Source organism: Solidesulfovibrio alcoholivorans DSM 5433 (assembly GCF_000702665.1).
Lineage (GTDB): Bacteria > Desulfobacterota > Desulfovibrionia > Desulfovibrionales > Desulfovibrionaceae > Solidesulfovibrio > Solidesulfovibrio alcoholivorans.
In genome coordinates this window covers 326,582-350,526 of sequence record NZ_JNJA01000001.1, presented here as the reverse complement: position 1 = coordinate 350,526, position 23,945 = coordinate 326,582, and the positions used below count along the sequence as shown (strand labels likewise).

Genomic DNA, 23,945 nt, shown 5'->3' with positions numbered 1-23,945 from the left:
CGTCTCTCCGGTTCGACCTAGCAATTGTCCCGGAACGCGGCCACCATCTCTTCCAGGGCGTCCACCTGGCGCGCCATGTTGGAAACCACGCCCGACGATTCCCGCATGCCCTGGGCGATGTCGCCGGAAAGCCGGCTGACGGCCTCCTCGGCCTTGTTGATCTCTTCGCTGGTCGCGGACTGCTGCTCGGCGGCGGCGGCGATGCCCTGCACCTGGGACGACGTCTCGTCAACCAGGGTCACGATGGCGCGCAGGGCTTCCTCGGACGCCCCGGCCAACTCCGTGGCCCGGGCAACGGCCTCGGCCGCCTCGCCCACCTTGGCGATGCTGTCCTTGGCCCCCTTCTGGATCGCGCCGATGGAATCCCCGACCTCCTTGGTGGCGGTCATGGTCTTTTCCGCGAGCTTTCGGACCTCGTCGGCGACCACGGCGAAGCCGCGCCCCGCCTCCCCGGCCCGGGCCGCCTCGATGGCGGCATTCAAGGCCAGCAGGTTGGTCTGGTCCGCGATGTCGGAAATGACGTTCATGATGGCCCCGATGGACTGCGCCTTTTCGCCCAGGGCGTCCATGCCCGCCTTGACCTCGCGGGACACGGCATCCACCTGGCTGATGGCGGCCAGGGACTTCCCGACCACCTTCCGCCCCTCGTTGGCCTGATCCCGGGCGGCGGCGGCCTTGCCCGCGGCCTCGGCCGCATTGCGCGCCACTTCGAGCACGGTGGCGTTCATCTCTTCCATGGCCGTGGCCGTTTCCGCGGTGCGCCGTTCCTGCTCGCCCACCGAGGCGACCACGGACGCGACTTCATCGCCGAGTTGCGAGGAACCTTCCGCCAGGGCCTGCATCACGCCCTGGAGCTTGTCGGCCGCGAGCAGCAGACCCTGGGTTTTGGCCTCTTCGGCCTGTTCCTGCGCCCGCTTGGCTTCGGCCAGGGCCTCGTGGGCCAGGGCCGCCTGGGCCGCGGCCTCGTCGCCCTTAGCCTTGGCTTCGGCCAGGTTGCGCGTGATGCTCTCGCGCATGGCGGTCAGGGCGTCGCCGAGGACTTGCAGTTCGTCCCCGGAACGGATGTCGAGGGTGCGCGCGAAGTCCCCCTCGGCCACGGCGGCGGAAAACGCCACGCAGCGCCGCAGCCCGTTGAGCACGAACACGCGCAACAGGACGATGATGGCGGCCACGAGCGCCACGGTGATGCTGCCGGCGATCCAGACGCCGTGCCAGGCCGCGGCGTTGGCAAAGGCCTGGAACTCGGCCAGGGGCGCTTCGACTACGAAAAACCAGCCGGTCATGGGATCGCGGACGACCGCCGCCAGGTGGTTCCCCGAGGCGTCCGTGTAGGCGATCGGGGCAGAGCCGGTCACGGCCAGGATGCGCCGGCCGAGGTCCGTGCCGGCCAGATCCGTCTTCATGAGCAGCGACTTGTCCGGGTGGGCCAGCACCATGCCCTGGGCGTCCAGGATGAAGGCGTAGCCGGTCTGGCCGATCTTGGTGCGGGACAGGTCGTTGGTCAGGGATTCAAGGTCCATGCCGGTATTGAGCACGCCGATGAGCTGCCCGGAGGCGTCGCGGATGGGCTGGGCGAGCACCACTGCCGACTTGCCCGTGGTGCGGCTGACGATGGCCTTGGACACGACGTTGGTCTTGCCGTCCTTGGTGACCAGGGCGAAATAGTCCCGGTCGGCCACCTTGATCTTGCCGACGCTTGCGGCGTTGCTCGACGCCTTGGACACGCCCTGGAGGTCGAAGATGTTGGCGTAATCCGCGCCGCTGAGCCCGGCGGCGAGCGTGGCGAGCAGGGCGTTGCCCGCGGCGGGGTCTTCGCCCTTGGCCGCGGCCAGGGCGGTGCCGTATTTGGCGAAGCTGGCGAGGACCCCGAGATTGGCTTTCACGGTTCCGGTGACGTCGTTGGCCATGGACTGGCACAGCAGGGTCATGGACTGGCCCTCGACCTGTTCCAGGGCGCTTTTCGTGGCATGGTTGTTCAAGAAGACCAGCAGGGCCATGCCGATGACGACAAGGGCGAGAATGGGGGTAAAAAACTTGGTGCGCAGCGACAGATGCATACCGTTCCCTCCTGGCAAGGTTGCTCTGACGCCGTGGAAACACAACGGCGGGAAAACAAGACTGGCACAAAACAGGACTGAAGTCCATGCGTTGCATTATTTTGCTTCTTTTCCCTGAAACAGGATTGCCCGTATGTGCGCAGGGCGTGTATTCTTCTCGAGACGCGGCGGCGCCGCGCGTTCGCCCGAGGGAAAGTACGCATGGCAATTACCGGAACACAACGTTTCCAAGGAGTGCAGCAAGGTTGCATCGCGCTTCTTATGGGCTGCCTCCTTGTCGCTGTCTTGCTTCTCGCGTCGGCCGCGGCCTGGGCCATGGCGGAGTTGACGCCGGAGCAACGCGCCTATGTCGCGGCGCACAAAACGGCCACGCTCTGCGTGGACCCGGACTGGGTACCCTTTGAAAGCCTGAATTCCCGGGGCGAGCACGAAGGCATCGCCGCGGATCTGCTGCAGTTGGTGGCCGAACGCACGGGCCTGGCTTTCGCGCTGGTCCCCACCAAGGACTGGGACGAGAGCCTCGCCGCCTCCAAGGAGGGGCGCTGCCAGGTCCTGAGCTTTCTCAACGAAACCCCGCTGCGCAAGGAATGGCTGCTGTTCACAGATCCGATTTTCAACGATTCCAATGTATTCATCACGCGCGTCGAGCACGGGTTCATCGATGACCCGGCAAGCCTTACGGGCGAGAGCATCGTCTTTCCGCGCGGCACTTCCATGGAAGAGCGCGTCCGCTCCGAGTATCCGAACCTCACGATCCTGACCACGGGCTCGGAGGGAGAAGCCCTGGACATGGTCGAGGATCGCAAGGCCGACATGACCATGCGCTCGCTGATCGTCGCCGCCTACGCCATCAGGAAGGAGGGGCTTTTCAATCTCAAGATCGCGGGCCGGCTGCCCAATTTCGCCAACAACCTGCGCGTGGGTGTGGTGAAAAGCGAGCCCGTGCTGCGCGATGTCCTCAATGCCGGCATCCAGACCATCACGCCCCAGGAACGCGGCCAGATCGTCAACCGCCGTGTCGCCATCAACGTGCAGACCGGCACGGACAAGGCGCTGGCGCTCAAGGTCAGCATCGTCTTCGCCGTCGTGCTCGGCCTGGGATTCATATGGAATTACAAGCTCAAGAAATACAACGCGGAACTCACGCGCCTGTCCCAGACCGACCTGCTCACCGACCTGCCCAACCGCCGCCGGCTCATGACCGCCTTCGAGGCCGAACTGGAGCGGGCCAGGCGCTATGGCCGGCCCTTTTCCGTCATCATGCTCGACATCGACCATTTCAAAGCCGTAAACGACGCCCTGGGGCACCTCGCCGGGGACAGGTTCCTGATCGGCTTCGCCAGACTCGTACGAGACAGTATTCGCCACACCGACATGGCCGGCCGCTGGGGCGGCGAGGAGTTCCTGGTACTGTGCCCGGAAACCGGGCGCGATCAGGCCGCGCATCTGGCCGGGCGCGTCCTTGCGGCCGTTGCGGCCCACGATTTCGGCACCGGCCGGGCGCACACCGTCAGCGCCGGCGTGTCCGCCTTTGAGTCCGAAGATACAGGCGATGCCCTGCTCTCCCGGGCGGACGACGCCCTGTACAAAAGCAAGCAGACCGGCCGCAACCGCGTCAGCGTGCTGTAGGCGCGGCAAGGCCGCCTTTCCGTACCGCTGGCCGTCGCCGGCCGTTGCGGGTATAGGCGGCGCATGAAACGCGCCCTGGTCACCCTCGTTTGCGGCGACGCCTACAAAACGCGCTTCGTTTCCCGCGTCGCGCCGTATTTGCGCGCCTACGCCAAGGCGCACGGCCTGTCGCTGGTCGTCCTCGACCGGCTCCTCGACACGTCGCCTCTTGGGAGCGCCCGCTCGCCGGCCTGGCAGAAATGCCTGGTGCTGCGCCATCCGAAACTGCGCGCCTGCGCCCAGGTCGCCTGGATCGACGCGGACATGCTGCCGCGCCCGGACGCCCCGAACGTCTTCGACGGGGTGTCGGCTGAGACCTTCGGCGCGGTGGACCAGCTGCAAAGCCCCACGCCCGAAACCTACGCCCTGGCCCTGGCCAACATCCGCGCCTACCACGCACGCCTGGGCGTCACGGGCTGCGCCGACGACACGCCGCAGGCCTTTTACGGCCGCTACAGCTTCGACGCGTTCCCGGACCGCATCGTACAGACGGGCCTGCTCGTGCTCACGCCCGAACTGCATGGGCCCATCCTCGAACGCGCCTATCAGGAGCAGCGCCGGCCGGACAGCCGGGAGATGCTTTTCGAGATGCGGCCCCTCAGCTGGCACCTGCTCACCGGCTCGCCCGTCACCTGGCTCGACCCACGCTTCAACGCGCTGTGGGCCACGGCCCTTTTCGCGCACTACCCCTTCCTGGCCGATCCGGCTTTCCAGGCGGCCTGGGGCGATAGTCCCGGCCTTTTCGCGGCGCTCAAGGCCCGCTGTCTGGACGCCGCCTACGCCGCCGCGTATTTCCTGCATTTCGCCGGAACGGCCGGGGACATGGACGCCTTTTCCCCCGCCCTTCCCTGACCCCCCTGCCCGCAACACTGGAACACGATGGAGCATGCGCATGCAACTCGCCTGGATCTCGCTTCTTGTCGCCGGCATGTGTGAAATCGGCTGGCCCATCGGGCTCAAGCTGGCCCAGACCCCGGGCCGTATGGTCCTCGGCATCGTTGTCGCCGTGGTCTGCATGGGCGCAAGCGGCTTATTCCTGTTCCTGGCCCAGCGTGTGATCCCCATGGGCACGGCCTATGCGGTCTGGACGGGCATCGGCGCGGCCGGGGCGTTCGCCGTGGGCGCGCTGGTCTACGGCGACCCGGTGAGTCTGGCCCGACTGGCCGGTGTCGGCTTGATCATCGGAGGTGTCGCCGTCCTCAAGCTGGCGTCCTGAAGCCGCATCCTGCCGCCGTCCTGCGGCGGGCATTCCGCTTTTCCCGGCGAACGGCCGTATTGCGCCCCTGCTGTTGACGCCGCACGTCACGAGTGTACATTCAATTGCGGTCTTTCTCCCGTCCGTTGCATGGTCAGGCATTACCCCTGTGGGAAGCAGCAAACGGCAGCGCTGCGCGTACGTTCCTTTTTCGCCGGAGGAGTCCCATGCGCATCGGCATCACGTTCAAGATCGTTTTTCTCGTGGTTTCCTCCGTCATCGCCTCCGCCCTGGCCGTGCTCATTGCCGGCCGCATGGCCTTTGAGGACGGCTTTTCCAAGGAATACGACGCAAACATCATCGCCTTCGCCAAGGTCGGCGCGGACCGGATACGCGCCGTGGACGCCGCGCTGGCGGGAGCGGCCAAGGCGCAGGCCGTGCGGCCCAACGTCGTTGCGGGCCTCGCTTCCGGCGACGCCGCCCTGCTCTCCCGGCTCGGCGAGGACCTCGTGGCCGTCGGAGGCCAGATCGGAGGCGTGGTCTTTGCCGACGCCAAGGGCGTGGTCGTTGCCAGGGCGGGCAAGACGGACGGGTTGGGCGAAGTCCTGGCCAAGGATGCGGCCGGGGCCGCCTTCGGGGGGAATGCGGCGGGCTTCGTCGCCGCGACCGGCGACCATCTGCCCTATCTGGCCAGCGCCGCGGTGCGCAGGGACGGTGCGGTCGTCGGCACGGTGAGCCTCGTGGCCGATCTGGCCACGGACAACGCGTTGGTCGACGGCATCAAGGCCATGCTCGGCGCGGAAGCCACGCTCTTTTCCGGGAACCGGCGCGTTTCCACCACCATCATGGAAAACGGCCGGCGGGCCGTGGGCACATCCATCGACGACCCCGAAATACGGGACAAGGTGCTCGGCCGGGGCGAGACGGTCTACAAGCGCCTGATGCTTTTCGGCAGGCCCTACATCACGGCCTACTGGGCGCTGGCCGACGCGTCGGGCAAACCCGTGGGCATAGGGTTTGTGGGCAAGCACATGGACGAAATGGCCGCAGCCCTGTCCGCGGTCAATCGCGGCGCGGGACTTTCGGCCCTGGTTGCGGTGGTCATGCTCGGCGGGCTCGGGTTTTTCGTCGCTCGCGCCTTCACCCGGCCCATCCTGGCGCTGGCCGGGTATTCCAAGGCGGTGGCTTCGGGGCGGCTGGACACGACGCTTGGCGTTTCCCAGCGCGACGAAGTGGGCGATCTGGCCGAGGATTTGCGGCGCATGGTGAATACGCTTCGCGACAAGATCGCCGAAGCCCAGGCCGCCATGGAAACCGCGCACCAGGAATCGGAAAACGCCCGCCAGGCGCAGCAGGCGGCCGAAGAGGCCCGGCGCAAGGGCGAATCGGCCCGGCGCGAAGGCGTGCTCCATGCCGCCGGACGCCTGGGCGAGGTGGTCTCGGTGGTCACCTCCGCCTCGGACGCCCTGCGCTCGCGCATCGAGCAGTCCCGCCAGGGCTCGAACGTCCAGTCCGGGCGCGTCTCCGAAACTGCGACGGCCATGGAGGAGATGAACGCCACGGTCGTCGAGGTGGCGCAAAACGCCTCCCAGGCGGCGTCCACGGCCGACACGGCCCGGGACAAGGCCGAGCGTGGCGCGGACATCGTGGCCGAGGCCGTCGCCTGCATCGGCGCGGTGCGCGAGCAGGCGCTCGCGCTCAAGGCCGACATGGGGAGCCTCGGCGGGCAGGCGCAGGGCATCGGCGCGATCATCGGCGTGATCGACGACATCGCGGACCAGACCAACCTGCTGGCCTTGAATGCCGCCATCGAGGCGGCCCGGGCCGGCGATGCCGGGCGCGGCTTCGCCGTGGTCGCAGACGAGGTGAGAAAGCTCGCGGAAAAGACCATGACGGCCACGCGTGAGGTCGGGGAAGCCATCCACGGCATCCAGCAGGGCACTACGCGCAATGTGGGCAACGTGGAGCGGGCCGTTTCACTTATCGCCGAGGCCACGGACAAGGCCCAGGAATCCGGGCAGGCGCTTGGCGAGATTGTCGCTCTCGTGGAATCGGCTTCGGACCAGGTGCGGGCGATTGCCACGGCGACCGAGGAGCAGTCTGCGGCCACGGAGGAGATCAGCCGTTCCATCACGGAAATCAATGCTATTTCCGCGGAAACGAGCGCGTCCATGACCGAGGCGGCGGCGGCCGTGGCCGAGGTGGCGGACCAGACCGTCGCCCTGGAGGAACTCATCGATTCCATGCGGCGCGAGGCCTCGCGGACAGGCGACGGCGGCCCGGCGGTCCTGCCGCGCTCGTGCGGCGTTTTGTAAAAATATGGGAATATTTTTTACAGAAAAATAATTATTTTAAACCATTGTTCTCGAAATCGTATGTACGTATTTCGAGAACGCGACGCTCGTCCGGCACGACGAATGGGGCAAAGGCGCGTCCGGAGAGCGTTCCGTATCTAGGGCTTTTTGAGCACCGCGCCGTAGAACGCCTCGCCGAGGGCCGCGTCCGGCGCGGCCGGGACCTCGGCCTCGAGCACGAGCTCGCGGTGGCGGCTGCCGAGCCGGTCCACGGCCTGCTCGTTTTCGGCGGGATTGACGGTGCAGGTCACGTAGACGAGCCGTCCGCCAGGGGCGAGCGCGGCGTAGGCCGCTTCGAGCATGGCGCGCTGCAGGCGGATGAGCCCGGCCAGATCCTCCGAACCCCTGCGCCATTTGGCGTCGGGGCGTCGGGAAAGCACGCCGAGGCCCGAGCACGGCGCGTCGAGAAGGATGGTCCCGGGCGCGCGCGAGAGCGCCATGCGCGTGGCCGAGGCGCGAAAGGCCGCAATGGCGGGCAGCCCGAGCCGCGCCGTCTCCCGCCGCAGTCCCGAAAGCCTGCCGGCGTGCATGTCCGCCGCGAAGACGTTCTTGCCGGCCTCGGCCAGGGCCAGGGTCTTGCCGCCGCGCCCGGCGCAGGCGTCGAAGACCGGTTCCGGCCAGTCGCGCATGCCGAGTCGGGCGAGCACCAGCTGCGCGGCGGCGGACTGGCGCGAGAGAAGCCCCCCGGCCAGGGCGTCGTGGAGTTCGACGCCGGCGGGCGAAAGGTCGGTCCCGGCCGGCAGGGCCAGGGTGGGAAACTCCGCCAGCCGGACTTGCGGCAGGCCGGCCAGGGCGTCGAAGAGCGCGCGTGCGCCTGGGCGCGCGGCATTCACGCGAAGCCCCAGGGGCGGCGTCTCGGTCTGGGCGGCCAGATGGGCCACGGCCTCGTCGCGGCCGCAGTCGCGCAGCCACATGGCCGCGATCCATCGCGGGCAGGAATAGAAGCGGCTCAAGAATTCCAGGTCGTCGCAGCGGTCCCGGCGGTAGAACTCGGGGTCGGCGTAGGCGTCCGGATCGGCGGCGATGCGGCGCAGCACGGCGTTGGCCATGCCGGCCATGCCCTTGCCCGAGCGCTTGCGCACGGCGGTCACGGCCCAGTCCACCGAGGCGTAGGCCGGCACCTTGGCGCAGTACAGGATCTCGTAGGCGGCCAGGGTCAGCACGCGGCCCACGGGCACGGGCACGGCGTCGGGATTTTTGAGCAGCCGCGAAACGATGTGTTCGAGCCGGCCGCGCAGGCGCAGCCAGCCGTAGACGAGCTCCGTGGCCAGCCCCCGGTCGCGGGGATCGATGCCCGGCGCGGCCAGGGCGGCGTCCAGAGCGGCCTGGGCGTCCTGCCCCGCTCCTGCTCCTGCGGGGGGCGCGGATTTGCCCGGGGCCGGCAGCACGCGGCCGAGCACGGCCAGGGCGATCCTGCGTGCCGGCGGGACGCCCTGCCCCGCCTGGCGCGGCGCTTCCGCGCTCAATGCGGGCCGCCTGCGACGGTCACGGGCGCGCCGTACGGCGCAAGTCCCGGAAAACGTTCGAAAACGCGCGCACGGGCCTTGCCGTCCACCAGGAAGTGGCGCAGGGCCGTTTCCAGGTGCGGCAGGGCCACCTGCGTGTCCAGGCAGGGGCCGTTGGGGCGCTCGTTGAGCACGCCGTAGACCGGGATGGGATAGGTGTCCTGGATGCCGCTGGTCAGGTCGCGCTCGCAGGCCACGGCCAGGATGAGCCGGGGGCGTTTCTGCACCACGATGCGCCGGGCGATGGTGCCGCCCGTGGCGATGGCGATGTGCACGCCGTAGGCCTCGGAGAGCGTGATGAGCCCGTCCACCGGGCATTTGCCGCAGCGTTTGCAGTTGTTGATGTCGTAGGTGAGCCGGTGCAGGCAGCGGCTGGACTGGAGGCAGTGCGGCAGCAGCACGAGCACCTGGGACGGTTGAAAACGCCCGACCGAGGCGGCGACCATCTCGTTGTTGACCTTGATGAACGATCCGCGCACCCGGCTTTTGGACAGGCGGAACAACCGGGCGAAAATGGTCATGAGCGGCAGGAAAACCTTGGCCATGACCCCGCGCAAATGGTCCGAGCCAAGAAACGAGCGCCCGAGCGCCACGCTGATGGTCAGGCCGATCGTGGCCCAGAGCACGAGCAGAATGGCCGCGGCGAAAAACGCCCCGAGCACCCAGGGGGCCAGGGGATGGATGTTGGCAAGGCCGATGTAGGGGATGATCCAGACCAGGGCCAAAAGCGCGCACACGGCCAGTCCCGTGCCGCACAACAGCCCGATGAAAAGCCGTTTTCTCGAGGGTTCGCTGCGTTCCACCAAAGCTCCCGATACTCCCGCCGCGTTTATGCGGCTCCCCCGCTCTTCGGCGGTCCGCACACGGCCATGGCGTCGTCGTCGCACTTGCCGAGGTAGCCGCAGGAAAAGGCCTTGGCGTCCATGGGCCGCTTGCCGGCCGGGACCACCGTGGGGATGAAATAGACGGCGTCGGCGCAGGCCACGCCGAGATGGCACTCGAGAAGCCCCAGGATGTCCCCGGGCCTGGCACCGGGAGGCAGCGGGCAGCCCACCCGGCCCGGATGGGCGATGATGCGCAGCGCCTCCTTGTCCGGGGCGGGCTTCCAGAAGAAAAACGCGCCCGGATGGGGCGTCATGGCCCGGATCAGGTTGTGAACTTCGGCCGCGGGCCGGGTCCAGTCGATGAGCGCTTCGGCCTTGTCGATCTTTTTCGCGTAGGTGACCTTTTCCGGGTCCTGCTCAACCATGGGCACGCCGCCCGTGCGCAGGCGCCGCAGCGTATGCAGCAACAGCCGGCCGCCGAGGTCGGCCAACTCGGCGCGAAGCGATCCCGCGGTGTCGGCGGGACCGATGGCCAGCACGCGCTGCATGATCATGGGGCCGGCGTCGAGCGCCGCCACCATGCGCATGATGGTCACGCCCGTGAGTGTGTCCCCGGCGGCGATGGCCCGCTCGATGGGCGCGGCCCCGCGCCAGGCGGGCAGCAGCGAGGCGTGGACGTTTATGGGCATGAGCCGCGGGATGTCGAGCACGGCCTGGGGCAGGATCATGCCGTAGGCGGCCACGATGAGCACGTCGGGCTTGTACGCGGCCAAGCGCTCCACCTCGGCCGGGTCCTTGAAGGACTCGGGCTGGTGGATGGGCAGGCCGGTCGTCAGCGCCAGGGTCTTCACCGCGCCGGGCTGGCACTTCTTGCCCCGGCCGCAGGGACGGTCGGGCTGCGTGTAGACCGCGGCCACGGTCACGTCGTCGCATGCGAGCACGTGTTCAAGGACGGTCGCCGCGAACTGCGGCGTGCCCATGAAGACGGCTACGAGCCGGTCCGGTCCGTTTGTTCCTGCTCCTGCCTGGTCCATCGCTTCACCCGCTTGTCGTACATGGCGCGTTTGAGCCGGCTGATCCGGTCGATGAAAAGCACGCCGTCGAGATGGTCGATCTCGTGCTGGAGGCAGACGGCGAACAGCGCGTCGGCCTCGATCTCCAAGGCCTTGCCGTCCAGGTCCAGGGCCGTGACGGTCACGTTGGCCGCCCGGCGCACGTTGGTGCGGTAGTCGCGCACCGAGAGGCAGCCTTCCTCGTCGTCCTGCTGGCCGCTGGCGGCGGTGATGACGGGGTTGACCAGGGTAATGAGCCCTTCGCGCTTTTCCGGCCCGGACAGGTCGATGACCACGAGGCGCAGGGACCGTCCGACCTGCGGCGCGGCCAGGCCGACGCCCTGGTTGCCGTACATGGCTTCGGCCATATCCGCGGCAAGCTGTCGGATCTCCGGCGTGATCTCCGTTATCGGCGCGGCTTTTTTCGCCAGCACCGGATGCGGATATTTGAGTATTTCAAGGGGCATGGTTCAGGCTTTGTCCTTGTCCTTGTCCCGCGTGCGCAGTTTGATCCCAAGCTCCCGCAACTGGGCGAGAGAGACTTCCCCCGGCGCTTCGGTAAGGAGGCACATGGCCTTCTGGGTCTTGGGAAACGCGATGACGTCGCGGATGGATTTCGCGCCGGCAAGGATCATGATAAGGCGGTCCAGGCCAAAGGCAATGCCGCCGTGGGGCGGCGCGCCGAACTCCAGGGCGCGCAGCAGGAAGCCGAATTTGTCCTCGGCCTCCTGGTCCCCGATGCCGAGCGCAGCGAACATGGCCTTTTGCGTTTCGCGGTCGTGGATGCGGATGGAGCCGCCGCCGATCTCGTTGCCGTTCAGGACAAGATCGTAGGCGCGGGAGAGCGCGCCGGCCGGGTCGTCGGCCAGCCGCTCCAGGTGCCCGGCCTGGGGCGCGGTGAAGGGGTGGTGCTTGGCGGCGTAGCGCTTGCCTTCGGGGTCGTACTCGAGCAGCGGGAAGTCCGTGACCCACAGCGGCGCGAAGGAGCCTTCGGGAATGAGGCCGAAGCGCTCGCCGAGCTGGAGGCGCAGGTTCCCGAGCGCGGCGTTGACCATATCCGCCGCGCCGGCCTGGAAGAAGACGATGTCGCCCACTTCGATGCCAAAGGCCTCGACGAGTCCGGCGCGTTCGGCGTCGGAAAGGAACTTGGCGAAGGGCGACTGCCACTCGTCTTCCTTGATCTTGATCCAGGCCAGGCCCTTGGCCCCGTAGATCTTCACGAATTCCGTCAGGTCGTCGATTTCCTTGCGCGAGAGCGCCGCGCCTCCGGGCACGCGGAGGCCCTTGACGAGCTCGGCCTTGGCAAAGACCTGGAACTGGCTTTCGCGCACGACCGGCGTGACGTCCACGAGTTTGAGGCCGAAGCGGATGTCCGGCTTGTCCACGCCGTAGTCGCGCATGGCCTCGGCGAAGGTCATGCGCGGGAAGGCGTCGGGCAGGGCGACGTCAGCGGCCTCCTTGAACATGGTGCGCACCATGTTCTCGGCCATGTGCATGATCTGCTCTTCGTCCACGAAGCTCATCTCGATATCGACCTGGGTGAATTCCGGCTGGCGGTCGGCGCGCAGGTCCTCGTCGCGGAAGCATTTGACCACCTGATAGTAGCGGTCGAAGCCGGACATCATGAGCAGTTGCTTGAAAAGCTGCGGCGACTGGGGCAGGGCGTAGAACGAGCCATTGCTCAGGCGGCTGGGCACCAGGAAGTCGCGCGCGCCTTCGGGCGTGGACTTGGTCAGCACCGGGGTTTCCACTTCCAGGAAGCCCAGGCCGTCGAGGTAACGGCGGATGCTCTGCACGGCGCGGTTGCGCAGGATGAAGTTGGCGGCGAGCTTGGGCCGGCGCAGGTCGAGGTAGCGGTATTTGAGCCGCAGCATCTCCGAGGCGTCGATGCGGTCCTCGATGGGGAAGGGCGGGGTGGCGGCGGTATTTAAGAGCTTGAACTCCGTGACCTCCACCTCGATGTCGCCGGTCGGCATGCCCGGGTTGGCCATGCCCTCGGGCCGGGGCCGCACGCGGCCCTTGACCGCGAGCACGTATTCCACGCGCAGCACGTGGGCGCGCTCGAGCGCGGCCTCGCTGCCCTCGGGGCAGAAAACGGCCTGGGTGAGGCCACCCCGGTCGCGCAGGTCGATGAAGATCAGGCCGCCGTGGTCGCGGCGGAACTGGGCCCAGCCCATCAGGCACACGTCGCTGCCGACGTCCGAGGCGCGCAGCGCCCCGCAATCGTGGCTGCGCCGCCAGTCGTCCAGCCTGTCGAGGACAAGCGTCTCGCTCATGGAGTCATCCTTTTTTCACGAAGGCGGGGAAAAACCGTCCAACCGGCTTTCCCCCCGCTTTTTTCTCAATGCGTATCGAACCCGAAAATTCTGCAACCCGCCCCCCGTCCGGGGGGCCCGGGGGGGATGATCCCCCCCGGCGGGGCCTGGGGCAGCGCCCCAGTTTTCTCCCCTCTATTCGCCCTTGGCCTCTTCCCGCCGGGCGCGCAGGAAGGCGGCGAGCATGTCCTGGCTGACGGTTTCCTGGCCGCCGGCGCGCATGTCCTTGACGACCACCGTGCCGGCGGCGAGCTCTTCCGTGCCGAGCACGAGGCAGAAGCGCGCGCCGGACTTGTCCGCGGCGCGCATCTGGCTTTTGACGCTCTTGGCGGCGAAGGGGGCTTCGCCGGAAAAGCCGGCCCGGCGCAGTTCCTGGGCGAGCTGCAAGCCGTGCGACAGCCCGGCGGCGTCGAGCACGGTCAGAAAGAAGTCCGGCGCGGCCGTCATGTCGCGGTCGATCAGAAGCGCCAGCCGCTCCATGCCGCAGGCGAATCCCACGCCCGGCACGTCCGGGCCGCCGAGGGAGGCGACCAGACCGTCGTAGCGCCCGCCGCCGGCCACGGAAGACTGCGCGCCGATGTCGCCGGAGACGATCTCGAAGGTGGTGCGCACGTAGTAGTCGAGCCCGCGCACCAGGCGCGGGTTGAGCACGTAGCGCAGCCCGGCCGTGTCGAGCGCGCTTTTGACCACGTCGAAGTGCGCGGCGCACTCCGGGCAGAGGTGGTCGGTGATTTTCGGCGCGTCGGCGGTGAACTCCTTGCACTGGGGCACCTTGCAGTCGAGCACGCGCAGCGGGTTGGTGAGCTTTCTGCGCATGCAGTCTTCGCAGAGCTGCTCCTTGTGCATGCCTTTTAAAAATTCGCGCAGCGCCTCGAGAAAGACCGGCCGGCACTGGCGGCAGCCCAGGGAGTTGAGGTCGACCGAAAGGTTATTCAGCCCCAGCGCCCGCAGGTAGTGGTCGAGCATGAGCAGGATCTCGGCGTCGAGCAGGGCGTCCGGGGAACCCACGGCCTCGACGTCGATCTGGTGGAACTGGCGCATGCGGCCTTTTTGCGGTCGTTCGTAGCGGAACATGGGGCCGTAGGCGAAGTATTTCTGCAACCCTTCGCCGGTGCGCTTGTCTTCAATCAGCGCGCGCATGACGCCGGCCGTGGCTTCGGGGCGCAACGTCAGGGAGCGCCCCTTGCGGTCCGGGAAGGTGTACATCTCCTTTTGCACCACGTCGGTTTCCTCGCCGATGGAGCGGGCGAAGAGTTCGGTGCGTTCGAGCACGGGCACGCGCAGTTCCCTGTAGGCGTAGCGGGAGAAGACGTCGCGGGCGGTTTGCTCGATAAAGGAGAAGACGCCGGAATCCGGCGGAAAGAGGTCGGCGAAGCCTTTGATCTTCTGTATTTTTTCCATGGAGCGTGGTCCGGGGGCGGTCAAACGCCGAGTCGTTAGAAAAGACGCACGAGAGTAGACGACACGGGCCTTGTTGTCAAAAGCCGTGCCGCGAGCCCGTTTCAGCCCACGCAGGCCTTGGCCTTGAACGCGGGCAGGGGCGTCATGACGGGCGCGTCGGCAAGGCTCACGGTCGTGGCGCAAAACGCGCCCACGGGCAGGGACAGGATGGGGCTGTTGACCTGCCGCCAGGGCGTGGCCTCGCGCCAGGTGGACTTGGGGCCGAGAAGCACGGAGCGGGTGCGACTGGGGCGGCGGCCCAGGGACGCGCGCAGCAGCCGGCCCATGCAGCACGGCGTGAACCACTTGGCCTCGCGCAAGGGGCCGCGCGTATGCCCCGGGAAAAGGCGCATGGCGAGGCCGTAGCAGGAAAAGCGGTTGAGATAGCCAACGAGCAGCGTCTTCCTGGCCACGCGCGCGGCCTCGCACAGCACGAGCCCCGGGTCGGGACAGAATTCCAGCACGGTCAGCAGCACGCAGAAATCGAAGGTGTTGTCGTCGAAGGGCAGGTGGCCGGCGTCGCCCAGGTGCAGGTCGGCCTTGTCGCCCATGCGCTGGCGCGCCGCCTCGAGCATGGCCGGGGAGGCGTCGAGGCCGTCCACGTCGAAGCCCGCGCCGTGCAGGACGTCGAGGAAGATGCCCGTGCCGCAGCCGATTTCCAGAAGTCGCTGGCCCCGGCGCGGCCAGCCGGCGGTCATGCGTTCGAGCAGCCGGATCTCGCGCGACAGGGCGAACGCCCCGGGCGGGGTCCGGAACCAGGCGTCGTAGCGTCTAGCGGTTTCGCTGTCCCACATGGCTGTTGTGCGCCGCAGGGCGCTTGCTCCCTCGATACGTCACGGGCGGCGGCCCTGTTTCGGGCAGCGATAGCAGAAACCCGGGGGCGTTGGCAAAAGCGCCCGCCCCCGGTCCCCGCGCCTACTTGGGCAGCATGGGGTGCAGCGTGGCGCGGCCGCCGTAATTGTGCCAGACGCGGCCGTCCTTGACGAGATAGGTGCTCGGCTCGGTGTCGCTGGTCATGCGGTCGCCGTAAATGGTGAACGGCATCCAGCCCTTGTGTTCCTCCAGGGTCTTGCCGTCGCGCCAGTCGTAATACACGGCGTATTTGTCGCCCTTTTTGACCAGGCAATAGGTGTAGGTGTTGGGCCGGTTGTACTCCGAGGGCCGCGAACGCATGCGACAGCCCAGAAGCAGCGGATCGGGCTCCTTGACGACCTTGGCGTAGACCGTGGGTTCGCCGGCCAGTTCCGGGCTTTTGGCCATGGAGCCGGCGCAGCCGGCAAGGACGAGAAAGAGAGCCGCGGCCAGGAAGGCGCGTCGCATAAGGACTCCTTGGGCTTGAGGCGTTGCGTGGAGGAAGCCGCCACCCTTTCTTGGTAGCGGCGGGGCCGCAGCGCGTCAATGCCGGGGGCGACGGGCGCGCCCGCCGTCAGCGGCCCGGCCGGGCCGGCCCGAAGTTTGGGCCGGGCTGGCGCGGCACGCCCGCTCCGGGTTGGGCCACGCCGAAGTTCGGCCCCGGCTGGCGCACGGCCGACAGTCCGGGTTGCTGCGGCCCGAAATTGGGGCCGGGTTGGCGCACGGTCGCGACGCCGGGCTGGGCCACGCCGAAATTGGGTCCCGGCTGGCGCACCACGCCGGGGACCGCTCCCACGGGGCCGACCGGCCCTATGGGGCCGGGGCCGACGGCACGCGGCCCGACCACGGGGCCCGGCCCGACGACCGGACCGCGCCGGGGGCCGGGATACGGACCGGGGCCGACCCAGGGGCCGACGCCGACCGCGACGCCCACGCCCGGTCCCGGATAAGAGCCGGGATACGGATAGCCCGGGTAATACGGATATCCCGCGTACGGATACGCCGGATACGGGTAGGCCGGGTAGGGGTAGGCCGGATACGGCGGATAATAGAGCGGGCCCGGTGCGACGACCACGGGCCAGGGCCACGGGCCGACTCCGGGGCGCGGGCCGCGCCAGGGACCGGGCACGGGGCCGATGGGCCTTGGCCCGACGACCGGTCCGACGGGTCGCGGCCCGAAGGCCGGCCCCACGGGCCGCGGCTGGGTCATGCCCTGCCGCACGCCCGCGGCAAGGACGAACAGGCACAGCAAAAACAGGCACAGGCCGAGAGGGAATCGTTTCATGGCAGCCTCCTCGCACGCCCCGCATAAACGTCGCTCCGTTCAGGGAAGACGCGTGTCCAGCTTACCGCAACCATACCCATTGCGACGGCGATGACAAGGGGGCCGGGAGGCTTTATCGTCGAGGCGGCGTCAATGCGCCGGAGGTGACGATGGACGCATACGGCAAGGGGGCGTTCGCCCTGGTGGCCGAGGCCGATCCCTGGGCCAGGGAGTTGTTGGAAGGGGTGCTCAAACCGCGCTGTTCCCGCGTGGTTGCGGTGGAGAGTCTGGAGGCCGCCTTGCGGACGCTGGCGCTGCAACCGCCCGATCTCGCGCTGGTCGCCGCCGACCTGCCGGGCGGGGCCGCGTCCCTGGCCGCCGCCCTGCGCGAATCCGGCCGGCGCGTGCCGCTTATCGTCACGGGCGCGGCCGGGGACATCCGCCGTCTGCTCGAAACCGTGTCCCTGCCCGGGGTGCGCGTGGCGCAGCGCCCCATCGACCCGGCCGCCCTGGGCGAGGCCGTGGACGAGGTCCTGGAAGCGGCCGGGCTCAAGCGCCGCCTGGAGGACGCCTGGGAACTGGCCCACCGGCTCCTCGACGACATGCCCCAGCCGGCGGCCATCATGCAGGGCGCGCGGGTGCTCGGCATCAACCGGGCCTGGCTGCGCTTTCTGGGCCTGGCCTCGCGCCAGGAATTCGCCGCGCGCGGGCTTTCCCTGGAGCAGTTCCTGGCCGATCCGCCGCCCGCCGAGGGTCTTGCCGCCTGGGCCTGCCGCCTGGCCGACGATCCCCTCGACCGCGAGCATACGTTGCGCCTCACCCACCCCGACCGGCCCGGCCAGCCGCCCCACGTCTTCCAGGTGGCGGTCACGCGCCTGCCGGGGCCGTCGCGCTGCCTGCTGACCCTGGCCGACGTGACCGAACTCGAACTCGAGCGCCGCGAACTGCTCGACCTCGCCAACCTCGATCCCCTGACACGGGCGCTCAACCGCCGCAAGCTGGCCGAGGTCCTGGCCGACGAGGCGGGCAGGGCGGACCGCTACGGTTCCCCCCTGTCGGCGGTGCTGCTGGACATCGACCACTTCAAGGCCATAAACGACACGCACGGCCACGACGCGGGCGACGCGGTCCTCGTGGAGCTTGCGGCCCGCATCCGGGCGCAGTTGCGCAAGGTGGACCGGCTCGCGCGTTTCGGCGGCGAGGAGTTCGTGGTCGTGGCCCCGGGCATCGACCTGGCCCGGGCGGCGGGGCTGGCCGAACGGCTGCGCCTGGCCGTGGCCGGCGAGGATTTCGCCGTGGCCGGCCGCGTGACGGCGAGTTTCGGCGCGAGCCAGCATATGCAGGGCGAGGCTCCGGAAGCGATGCTCTCCCGCGCCGACAAGGCGCTGTACCGGGCCAAGGACGGCGGCAGAAACAGGGTGGAGCGCGAAGCGCCGCCCCAAACCGGAGCATGAGGCGCACAGCACATGGACGCTCTCGACAAACGCATTCTCGACATCATCCAGACGGGATTTCCCATCGCGCCGCGCCCCTACGCCGTGGTCGGCGAACAACTGGGCCTGACCGAGGCCGAAACCCTGGCCCGCGTGCGCGCGCTCAAGGGAAAAGGCATCATCCGCCGCATCGGGGCCAACTTCCAGTCGGCCAAAATCGGCTTCTTCTCGACGCTGTGCGCCGCCTCCGCCCCCGAGGACAAGCGCGAGGCCTTCATCGCGGCGGTCAACGCCCACCCCGGCGTCACCCACAACTACCTGCGCGACCACCCGCTCAACATCTGGTTCACCATGATCGGCCCCTCGCGCGAGGCCATCGCGACGGCCCTGGCGGAGATCACCGCGGCCACGGGCATTTCCATCCTCAACCTGCCCGCCGACCGGCTGTTCAAGATCCGGGTCGATTTCGCCATGAGCGAGGCCTAGCCGCGCCGCCAGGGTGGGCGGGCATTGCCTTTCGCCAAGGCATGGCTATGTCTTTGGAGAAAAAACGCCGGGTTGGCAGCCTGCCGCGTCGGCGAAACGGAGGGGTTCCGACATGCCCGATGCCATACACGCCGTCTGTCCCAAGTGCCTGGCCGTCAACCGCGTCCTTACGGGCCGCCTGGACAGCGGCCCGGTGTGCGGCAAATGCCGCGCCCCCATCCTCGATCCGCATCCCGTGCACCTGACCGCAGCCAATTTCGACACGTTTATCGCCAAAAGCGACCTGCCCGTGCTGGTCGATTTCTGGGCTCCCTGGTGCGCCCCCTGCCGCGCCATGGCCCCGGCCTTCGATCAGGCCGCGGCCATGCTCCATCCCCGCGTCATCCTGGCGAAATGCGACACCCAGGAAGAACTCGCCATCGCCGACCGCATGCACATCCAGGGCGTGCCCACCATGGTCCTCTTCGAGGGCGGCCGGGAAAAGGCCCGCATCTCCGGCGCGCGCAGCGCCGCCGACCTGGTCGCGTGGACGCGGCAGAATTTGTAGAACCGGAATGAGAAGAGAAAGCCTCCGGCGGCCGGGGGGCATGATGCCCCCCGGACCCCCTCGACGGGGGGCTTCATGGTGAGGCCGATGCGCGGAATCTTTTTAAGGCTTCCAGAGAGCGAAGCCCTTTGCCCGCCGGAGGCCTCCTCCCCGCACAGTAACCAGCGAGGGTTGTGATGTCGCGTGTGGAGATCGATCGGGAGCGTTGCGCCCGGGACGGGCTGTGCGTGCTCGAGTGTCCGCTGTCGCTGCTCGAAACCGATATTGAAGGCTACCCTGTGCCTGGGCCGCGTCTGGAGGCGGCATGCATCGGCTGCGGCCACTGTCTGGCCGTATGTCCCCGGGGCTGCCTGTGCCTGGGCGGCGTCGCCCAGGAAAGCCTGGCCGTCGCCACGCCCGTCCCGGACGTCTCACCCGGGGCCCTCGTCGGCTTCATGCAGTCCCGGCGCTCGGTACGCCATTTCGCCGCGCGCCCGGTGCCGCGCGAAACGCTTATCGCGTGCTTCGAAGCGGCGCGCTACGCGCCGTCGGCCTTAAACGGCCAGCCTGCGGAATTTCTTGTGATCGAGGACAAGGCGTGCATCGCGGCCCTGGCCGCCGGCTGCGCCGACCTGCTGCGGGCCACGGGGCGCAGCCCGGATTTCCTGCGCGCCTACGACGCCGGCGAGGATTCCATCCTGCGCCACGCGCCCTGCCTGGTCCTTGTCCACGCCCCCGCCGAGGCCCCCATCCCGCCGGCCACGGACTGCGTCATCGCCCTGGCCCACCTGGAGTTGGCCGCGCATTTTCACGGACTTGGCGCATGCTGGGCCGGCATTTTGCGCTATGTGGCCTCGGTCCATCCGCCGGTTCGGGACTTGCTCGCCCTGCCGGACGGTCATGTCATGTACGGCGGGCTCATGCTCGGCTATCCGCGCTTTTCCCTGCGCCATCTGCCGCCGCGAAAACCGCTGCGAGTCACTTGGCGCTGCGCGCAAGGGCGCTTTTCCCCGTAAAGACGGCCGCGTCGAGACGGAGGGTAAACGTGCGCTCGGGCGCGTCGGGGTCTGCGGTGCGCAGATACAGCGTGCCCGGCCCTTGCGGCGGCATGGCCACGGCGAAGGTGGCCATGGTGCGCGTGGACGCGGGCGTCCCGCCCGTGCGCCAGAGGCTGTTGTCCGGGCCGTCCGCCCGATCGCGCGAAAGGGCGAGCAGGGCGTCGAGGTTCGCGGGCTTTTTGAGGGAGTCGAGCAGGCTTTCGATGCGCGCCGCGCGGATGCGGCTCGATACGCCGATGGTGCGGTTGAACCCCGCGAGCGACGGCTCCAGGTAGTGGTTGGTCTGCCACAGCGGGCCGCGGGAAACGCGCGTGACCGCGAAGCGTCCGCCCGGCGCGGTTTCCACCCGGGCGATCTCGCGGCGGTCGGCGAGCATGTAGAAGCAGGGCTTGGCGTGGGCGAAAAGATCCCGGCGCGCCAGGGCCTGCTCCACGCTGCCGCACTCGGTGAGCAGGCGGCGCAGGATGCCGCCGACGCCTTTTTCGGCCTTGCGCTCCTCGCGGGGAATGCTCGAGGCCGTGGCCGAAATCACGGACAGCCCGGCCGCATTGACGCCGGCCTTGAGCCCCGAGGCCCCGCCACCCGTGGCGATAAGCCCGAGGTACGGGGTGCCTCCGGCAGGCGAAACCAGCTCCAGGCGTTGCGTCTGGTCCGGTCGCCAGTCGCGGTTTTTGACGAGCAGCGTCCCCCCGCCGGCGGCATCGGGCCCGGCCAGGCCGAACAACGTGCAGGCGACGGCCGGCCCGGCGGCGGCAAGGCCGACGAGCAGAAGCAGTCCGGCTACAAGGGCTTGGGGCCGTCGCCGCAGCATGAGCCCTTCTTGTCCGGCGCGTCGCAGCCACCGCTGCAACCGCAGCCGCACCCGCCTTGTTTCTTGAAGAAGAACCGCCGGATGACGTAGCCGGCCGCCAGGGCGATGATCAGGAAAACGATGAATTTGTCCACGGGCGCACTCCTTGAAAATGAAAATCATCATCGAAGAGGAGAATAAACCCTTTCCAAGATCGCGCAAGATGTTTTATCCGCATAAAAAACAAACCCCTCGACCCCGGGCCTGTCCGTCTGCCCGCCGAAAAGGACGCGCCTCATGGATAAGCATTTGCTTGTGGCCGTGAGCGACGATTTCCACACGTCGCAGAGCCTGCGTTTCGTACACCATTTTTTTACGAACCGGGAATCGCTCAAATTGACGCTTTTTTACGTCGTGCCGCGCAAGCCGGACTGGCGGCTCGACCCCATCAACCTGGAAGCCAATCCCGAAGCCCTCGTGCACATCGAGGAGGACAAGGCCGCCCACGGCGTGCCGGCCATGGAGAACGCCAAGCAGTGGCTTGCATCCATGGGGTTTTCCAAGGAGCAGGTGTCCGTCAAATTTTCCCACGGCAAACTCGGCACGGTCAAGGAGATCATCAAGGAGTCCGAGGAAGGGCTCTACGACGCGGCCGTGCTGGGGCGGCGGGGGCTTTCCTGGTTCGAGGAGATGGTCACGGACAGCGTTTCCCATCGCATCCTCTGGGAGCAGCTCTCGTTTCCCATCTGGATCTGCCGCAACCCGGAAAAGGATCGTAAAAACGTGCTGGTGTGCGTGGACGGCTCCGAGGAGTGCATGCGCGTGGCCGACCACGTGGGCTACATGCTGCAACGCGAGCCCGGGCACGACATCACCTTGCTGCATGTCTGCGGCGACGACCGCTGCATCGACGCCGAGGAAATCTTCGGCCGCGCCCTGGCCGAGATCAAGGCCAACGGCATCCCGGACGAACGCATCTCCATCAAGGTGATGACCTCGTCCAACCCGGCCCGGACCATCTTGCACGAAGCGCAGGCGAACCGCTACGCCGCCGTGGCCATCGGCCGCACCAGCCATAAGCCCTCGACCCTCAACCACATTTTCGCCACGACCAGCCTCAAGATCCTGCGCGGCATCGAAGGCGCGGCGCTGTGGCTTTGCAAGTGACCCCACAAGGAGACTGCGATGGCGTCTGGCGTTTGGGACGGACTGGACAAGGAACGCGTGTCCCGCGGCATGGTCACGGCGTTTTTGAGCGACGAGTACCTCGAGGCCCTGGCCGCGATCAACAACGCCGAGACGCCCTCCGAGATCGCGGCGGCCAGGGCGCAGGTCAAGTATCTCATGGCCCTGTGGCGCGAGGAAGTGCCGGAATTCGCCTTCGCCGTGGATATCCTCTACCAGTTTTCGGAAAAGATGCTGCAACAGCTGCCCGGCCCGGACGCGTGATGTCCGGGGGCGGATGAGGGGAAGAACGTCTCCGACGTCCAGGAGGGGCCGGGGGCCCCTCCTGGACCACTCCGAAAGGGAAGAGCCTTGTGGTGGATGGACAGGGCGGACTCGATTGACAGCCTGCCCTGGGCAAGGGTAGGGAGCGCGGAAAAAGAGAGGCTTTTGTGCATAGCAACAGACCGTTGGATCTTGTGCCGCATGCATAGCAAAGGCTATCGCATGCTCGACTAAAGAAAATGGGGTGGCCTTTGCTCGATCCTAAAATATATTTTAGGGGGGAGCATGATGGCATATACCAACGCAAGCGAGGTGCTGCCCGCGCAGCTGCTTGAAGCGATACAAAACCATGTCGATGGCGCATACCTGTACATCCCCCGCAAGGAGGAAAACAGGCGGCGCTGGGGCGAAGGCAACGACGCCCGGACGCTTTTGCGCGCCCGCAATGCCGCGATCCGCGAAAAATACCTGCGCGGAACGCCTGTCGAGGTCATCGCTACGTCCTACTGCTTGTCGCCCAAAACCGTTTATAAGATTCTTGCCGTGAAAGACACGGGTTAGAGCGAGTCCACGCCCGCCTTGGTCCCAAGGCGGGCTTTTTTTACGCCTGCCCTTGGCCGCACAGGCACCCCGGAAGCCCCAGCGCCCGGCGGCCGTCACCGCGCTTGGGCTCCGGCCGCATTGCCGCAAGCCCGTTTGCCCGCCGTTTGACCCGAGGCGGAAGCGTCGCCTTGTCGCGTCTTCGTTTCGCAAGAGGAAAGGAGGTTTCCCCGGACGGGGCATCTGCTATGCTGTCCCCGAATCCAACATTGCGAGGACGGTATGGAACGCATTGAAACCGCTATTTTCGAAACTTCCTTTGTGCTGCAAAACATGATGGGCCCCAACTGCCTGCGCTGGGCCGGGGAATTGCTGGAAAGGGTCGATATCAAGGATGCCCGGCGCGTGCTGGACCTGGGCTGCGGCACGGGCCTATCCTCCATGTACCTGGCTTCGCGGTCGTCGGCGCGGATCTTCGCCTACGATCTGTGGATCGACGCCACGGACAACCATGAGCGGTTTTGCCGGCAGCATTTCGAGGACAGGGTCGTTCCCGTGCATGGGCAAGCCGACGCCCTGCCTTTTGCCCGGGGCTATTTCGACGCCGTTTTCTGCCTGGACGCCTACCTCTATTTCGGAGCCAGGGACGGCTTCCTGGAGACGCACCTGACGCCGTTTCTGCGTCCCGGCGGCCTGATCGCCATCGCGGTCCCGGGCCTGAAGGAGGACTTCACGGGCGGCGTGCCCGAGGAACTGTGTCCGTACTGGCAGGAGGACATCAACTTCTACACCGTCGCCTGGTGGGCGGACCTCTTCGGGCGCTCGTCCGCCGTCAGGCTGGAGGACTGTTTTTCCATGGCCTGCCATGACGTGGCCTGGCGCGACTGGCTCAAGTCCGACAACCCCTACGCGGTGCGCGACCGCGACATGATGCGCGCCGAGGCCGGCAAGTACTTCGACACGATCGGCATCCTCGCGCGGGTCGTGTAGCGCCGGCCGGGAGGTCGTTTCCCTGTCGCCGGGACCGCCCGGGGTCCCGGCGGCGGGGACGGTCCCCTGCCGCCTCGATCGGCTTGACGCCATGGGCGATGCGGCTTATCTTGAAGACCTCCAAAGGGGAGTAGCTGTCTCGGACAG

Annotated in this window: 24 protein-coding genes; 12 read left to right on the top strand and 12 right to left on the bottom strand. The window is 67.7% G+C overall.

What is annotated here, in order from left to right; all coding sequences use genetic code 11:
• Positions 1-17: 17 nt before the first annotated feature.
• On the bottom strand, positions 18-2,057 hold the full coding sequence (locus Q368_RS0101555; RefSeq protein WP_029456978.1) for a methyl-accepting chemotaxis protein: 2,040 nt from the start codon (positions 2,055-2,057) through the stop codon (positions 18-20).
• 315 nt (positions 2,058-2,372) lie between these two features.
• Between Q368_RS0101555 and Q368_RS0101550 the strand changes: the two genes are divergently transcribed.
• From Q368_RS0101550 to Q368_RS0101535, 4 genes are all read left to right on the top strand, one after another.
• Complete coding sequence (locus tag Q368_RS0101550; protein ID WP_245611259.1) at positions 2,373-3,686, top strand: diguanylate cyclase; 1,314 nt, start codon at positions 2,373-2,375, stop codon at positions 3,684-3,686.
• 63 nt (positions 3,687-3,749) lie between these two features.
• Positions 3,750-4,577: a hypothetical protein gene (locus Q368_RS0101545; protein WP_029456976.1), complete on the top strand. Its 828-nt coding sequence runs from the start codon at positions 3,750-3,752 to the stop codon at positions 4,575-4,577.
• Positions 4,578-4,617: 40 nt separating this feature from the next.
• A complete protein-coding gene (locus Q368_RS0101540; protein WP_425423660.1) occupies positions 4,618-4,941 on the top strand; it encodes a DMT family transporter in 324 nt (107 codons plus the stop codon).
• Positions 4,942-5,147: 206 nt separating this feature from the next.
• On the top strand, positions 5,148-7,235 hold the full coding sequence (locus tag Q368_RS0101535) for a methyl-accepting chemotaxis protein (protein WP_052359964.1): 2,088 nt from the start codon (positions 5,148-5,150) through the stop codon (positions 7,233-7,235).
• Between the two features lie 137 nt (positions 7,236-7,372).
• Here Q368_RS0101535 and Q368_RS0101530 read toward each other — a convergent pair whose 3' ends face one another.
• From Q368_RS0101530 to Q368_RS22820, 9 genes are all read right to left on the bottom strand, one after another.
• Positions 7,373-8,740: a transcription antitermination factor NusB gene (locus Q368_RS0101530; RefSeq protein WP_029456973.1), complete on the bottom strand. Its 1,368-nt coding sequence runs from the start codon at positions 8,738-8,740 to the stop codon at positions 7,373-7,375.
• Positions 8,737-9,582 (bottom strand): DUF116 domain-containing protein, encoded by an 846-nt coding sequence (locus Q368_RS0101525; RefSeq protein WP_029456972.1) that lies wholly within the window; start codon positions 9,580-9,582, stop codon positions 8,737-8,739. The genes Q368_RS0101530 and Q368_RS0101525 overlap by 4 nt, the downstream gene beginning before the upstream one ends.
• A 26-nt stretch (positions 9,583-9,608) precedes the next feature.
• Entirely contained in the window at positions 9,609-10,583 is a 975-nt protein-coding gene (gene fmt, locus Q368_RS0101520) for a methionyl-tRNA formyltransferase (RefSeq protein WP_029456971.1), read from the bottom strand.
• Between the two features lie 8 nt (positions 10,584-10,591).
• Entirely contained in the window at positions 10,592-11,122 is a 531-nt protein-coding gene (gene def / locus Q368_RS0101515) for a peptide deformylase (RefSeq protein ID WP_029456970.1), read from the bottom strand.
• Between the two features lie 3 nt (positions 11,123-11,125).
• A complete protein-coding gene (aspS, locus tag Q368_RS0101510) occupies positions 11,126-12,931 on the bottom strand; it encodes an aspartate--tRNA ligase (RefSeq protein ID WP_029456969.1) in 1,806 nt (601 codons plus the stop codon).
• Positions 12,932-13,105: 174 nt separating this feature from the next.
• Positions 13,106-14,371 (bottom strand): histidine--tRNA ligase, encoded by a 1,266-nt coding sequence (gene hisS / locus Q368_RS0101505; protein ID WP_029456968.1) that lies wholly within the window; start codon positions 14,369-14,371, stop codon positions 13,106-13,108.
• Between the two features lie 101 nt (positions 14,372-14,472).
• Positions 14,473-15,204: a class I SAM-dependent methyltransferase gene (locus Q368_RS0101500; protein ID WP_029456967.1), complete on the bottom strand. Its 732-nt coding sequence runs from the start codon at positions 15,202-15,204 to the stop codon at positions 14,473-14,475.
• Between the two features lie 121 nt (positions 15,205-15,325).
• Positions 15,326-15,730, bottom strand: a complete 405-nt coding sequence (locus Q368_RS0101495; protein ID WP_029456966.1) for a hypothetical protein — start codon at positions 15,728-15,730, stop codon at positions 15,326-15,328.
• A 106-nt stretch (positions 15,731-15,836) separates the two neighbouring features.
• The gene (locus tag Q368_RS22820; RefSeq protein WP_029456965.1) at positions 15,837-16,547 is read right to left on the bottom strand and encodes a hypothetical protein; all 711 of its coding nucleotides are present in this window, start codon (positions 16,545-16,547) and stop codon (positions 15,837-15,839) included.
• 149 nt (positions 16,548-16,696) lie between these two features.
• Here Q368_RS22820 and Q368_RS0101485 point away from each other — a divergent pair, with 149 nt between their 5' ends.
• The 4 genes from Q368_RS0101485 (at position 16,697) to Q368_RS0101470 (ending at position 19,987) form a co-directional block, all read left to right on the top strand.
• On the top strand, positions 16,697-17,980 hold the full coding sequence (locus Q368_RS0101485) for a GGDEF domain-containing protein (protein ID WP_029456964.1): 1,284 nt from the start codon (positions 16,697-16,699) through the stop codon (positions 17,978-17,980).
• 12 nt (positions 17,981-17,992) lie between these two features.
• Positions 17,993-18,445 carry a siroheme decarboxylase subunit alpha gene (gene ahbA, locus Q368_RS0101480; RefSeq protein WP_029456963.1) on the top strand — a complete coding sequence of 151 codons (453 nt, stop codon included), beginning with the start codon at positions 17,993-17,995 and terminating at the stop codon, positions 18,443-18,445.
• 112 nt (positions 18,446-18,557) lie between these two features.
• Positions 18,558-18,992, top strand: coding sequence for a thioredoxin family protein (locus tag Q368_RS0101475; RefSeq protein WP_029456962.1), 435 nt, complete (start codon positions 18,558-18,560; stop codon positions 18,990-18,992).
• A 176-nt stretch (positions 18,993-19,168) separates the two neighbouring features.
• On the top strand, positions 19,169-19,987 hold the full coding sequence (locus Q368_RS0101470) for a nitroreductase family protein (protein WP_029456961.1): 819 nt from the start codon (positions 19,169-19,171) through the stop codon (positions 19,985-19,987).
• On the opposite strand, the gene Q368_RS0101465 is transcribed toward Q368_RS0101470, so the two are convergent.
• Both Q368_RS0101465 and Q368_RS24290 read right to left on the bottom strand, forming a co-directional pair.
• Entirely contained in the window at positions 19,950-20,840 is an 891-nt protein-coding gene (locus tag Q368_RS0101465; RefSeq protein WP_029456960.1) for a C45 family autoproteolytic acyltransferase/hydrolase, read from the bottom strand. The genes Q368_RS0101470 and Q368_RS0101465 overlap by 38 nt on opposite strands.
• Positions 20,810-20,974 carry a FeoB-associated Cys-rich membrane protein gene (locus Q368_RS24290; RefSeq protein WP_084158631.1) on the bottom strand — a complete coding sequence of 55 codons (165 nt, stop codon included), beginning with the start codon at positions 20,972-20,974 and terminating at the stop codon, positions 20,810-20,812. The genes Q368_RS0101465 and Q368_RS24290 overlap by 31 nt, the downstream gene beginning before the upstream one ends.
• 142 nt (positions 20,975-21,116) lie before the next feature.
• Between Q368_RS24290 and Q368_RS0101455 the strand changes: the two genes are divergently transcribed.
• From Q368_RS0101455 to Q368_RS0101440, 4 genes are all read left to right on the top strand, one after another.
• Positions 21,117-21,986, top strand: a complete 870-nt coding sequence (locus Q368_RS0101455; protein WP_029456959.1) for a universal stress protein — start codon at positions 21,117-21,119, stop codon at positions 21,984-21,986.
• 18 nt (positions 21,987-22,004) lie between these two features.
• The gene (locus tag Q368_RS0101450; protein ID WP_029456958.1) at positions 22,005-22,268 is read left to right on the top strand and encodes a hypothetical protein; all 264 of its coding nucleotides are present in this window, start codon (positions 22,005-22,007) and stop codon (positions 22,266-22,268) included.
• 285 nt (positions 22,269-22,553) lie between these two features.
• Positions 22,554-22,829, top strand: coding sequence for a CD3324 family protein (locus tag Q368_RS0101445; RefSeq protein WP_043784665.1), 276 nt, complete (start codon positions 22,554-22,556; stop codon positions 22,827-22,829).
• A gap of 261 nt (positions 22,830-23,090) precedes the next feature.
• On the top strand, positions 23,091-23,798 hold the full coding sequence (locus Q368_RS0101440; RefSeq protein ID WP_029456956.1) for an SAM-dependent methyltransferase: 708 nt from the start codon (positions 23,091-23,093) through the stop codon (positions 23,796-23,798).
• Positions 23,799-23,945 lie beyond the last annotated feature (147 nt).

Excerpts from the sequence above, each read along its gene's own strand:
- Q368_RS0101545 (WP_029456976.1), top strand. The coding sequence starts at position 3,750 with ATGAAACGCGCCCTGGTCACCCTCGTTTGCGGCGACGCCTACAAAACG.
- Q368_RS0101470 (WP_029456961.1), top strand. The coding sequence starts at position 19,169 with ATGTCGCGTGTGGAGATCGATCGGGAGCGTTGCGCCCGGGACGGGCTG.
- hisS (WP_029456968.1), bottom strand. The coding sequence starts at position 14,371 with ATGGAAAAAATACAGAAGATCAAAGGCTTCGCCGACCTCTTTCCGCCG.
- Q368_RS22820 (WP_029456965.1), bottom strand. The coding sequence starts at position 16,547 with ATGAAACGATTCCCTCTCGGCCTGTGCCTGTTTTTGCTGTGCCTGTTC.
- Q368_RS0101485 (WP_029456964.1), top strand. The coding sequence starts at position 16,697 with ATGGACGCATACGGCAAGGGGGCGTTCGCCCTGGTGGCCGAGGCCGAT.
- fmt (WP_029456971.1), bottom strand. The coding sequence starts at position 10,583 with ATGGGCACGCCGCAGTTCGCGGCGACCGTCCTTGAACACGTGCTCGCA.
- Q368_RS0101500 (WP_029456967.1), bottom strand. The coding sequence starts at position 15,204 with ATGTGGGACAGCGAAACCGCTAGACGCTACGACGCCTGGTTCCGGACC.
- Q368_RS0101495 (WP_029456966.1), bottom strand. The coding sequence starts at position 15,730 with ATGCGACGCGCCTTCCTGGCCGCGGCTCTCTTTCTCGTCCTTGCCGGC.
- Q368_RS0101445 (WP_043784665.1), top strand. The coding sequence starts at position 22,554 with ATGATGGCATATACCAACGCAAGCGAGGTGCTGCCCGCGCAGCTGCTT.
- Q368_RS0101550 (WP_245611259.1), top strand. The coding sequence starts at position 2,373 with ATGGCGGAGTTGACGCCGGAGCAACGCGCCTATGTCGCGGCGCACAAA.
- Q368_RS0101450 (WP_029456958.1), top strand. The coding sequence starts at position 22,005 with ATGGCGTCTGGCGTTTGGGACGGACTGGACAAGGAACGCGTGTCCCGC.
- Q368_RS0101475 (WP_029456962.1), top strand. The coding sequence starts at position 18,558 with ATGCCCGATGCCATACACGCCGTCTGTCCCAAGTGCCTGGCCGTCAAC.
- Q368_RS0101440 (WP_029456956.1), top strand. The coding sequence starts at position 23,091 with ATGGAACGCATTGAAACCGCTATTTTCGAAACTTCCTTTGTGCTGCAA.
- aspS (WP_029456969.1), bottom strand. The coding sequence starts at position 12,931 with ATGAGCGAGACGCTTGTCCTCGACAGGCTGGACGACTGGCGGCGCAGC.
- Q368_RS0101455 (WP_029456959.1), top strand. The coding sequence starts at position 21,117 with ATGGATAAGCATTTGCTTGTGGCCGTGAGCGACGATTTCCACACGTCG.
- def (WP_029456970.1), bottom strand. The coding sequence starts at position 11,122 with ATGCCCCTTGAAATACTCAAATATCCGCATCCGGTGCTGGCGAAAAAA.
- ahbA (WP_029456963.1), top strand. The coding sequence starts at position 17,993 with ATGGACGCTCTCGACAAACGCATTCTCGACATCATCCAGACGGGATTT.
- Q368_RS0101540 (WP_425423660.1), top strand. The coding sequence starts at position 4,618 with ATGCAACTCGCCTGGATCTCGCTTCTTGTCGCCGGCATGTGTGAAATC.
- Q368_RS0101535 (WP_052359964.1), top strand. The coding sequence starts at position 5,148 with ATGCGCATCGGCATCACGTTCAAGATCGTTTTTCTCGTGGTTTCCTCC.
- Q368_RS0101555 (WP_029456978.1), bottom strand. The coding sequence starts at position 2,057 with ATGCATCTGTCGCTGCGCACCAAGTTTTTTACCCCCATTCTCGCCCTT.
- Q368_RS0101465 (WP_029456960.1), bottom strand. The coding sequence starts at position 20,840 with ATGCTGCGGCGACGGCCCCAAGCCCTTGTAGCCGGACTGCTTCTGCTC.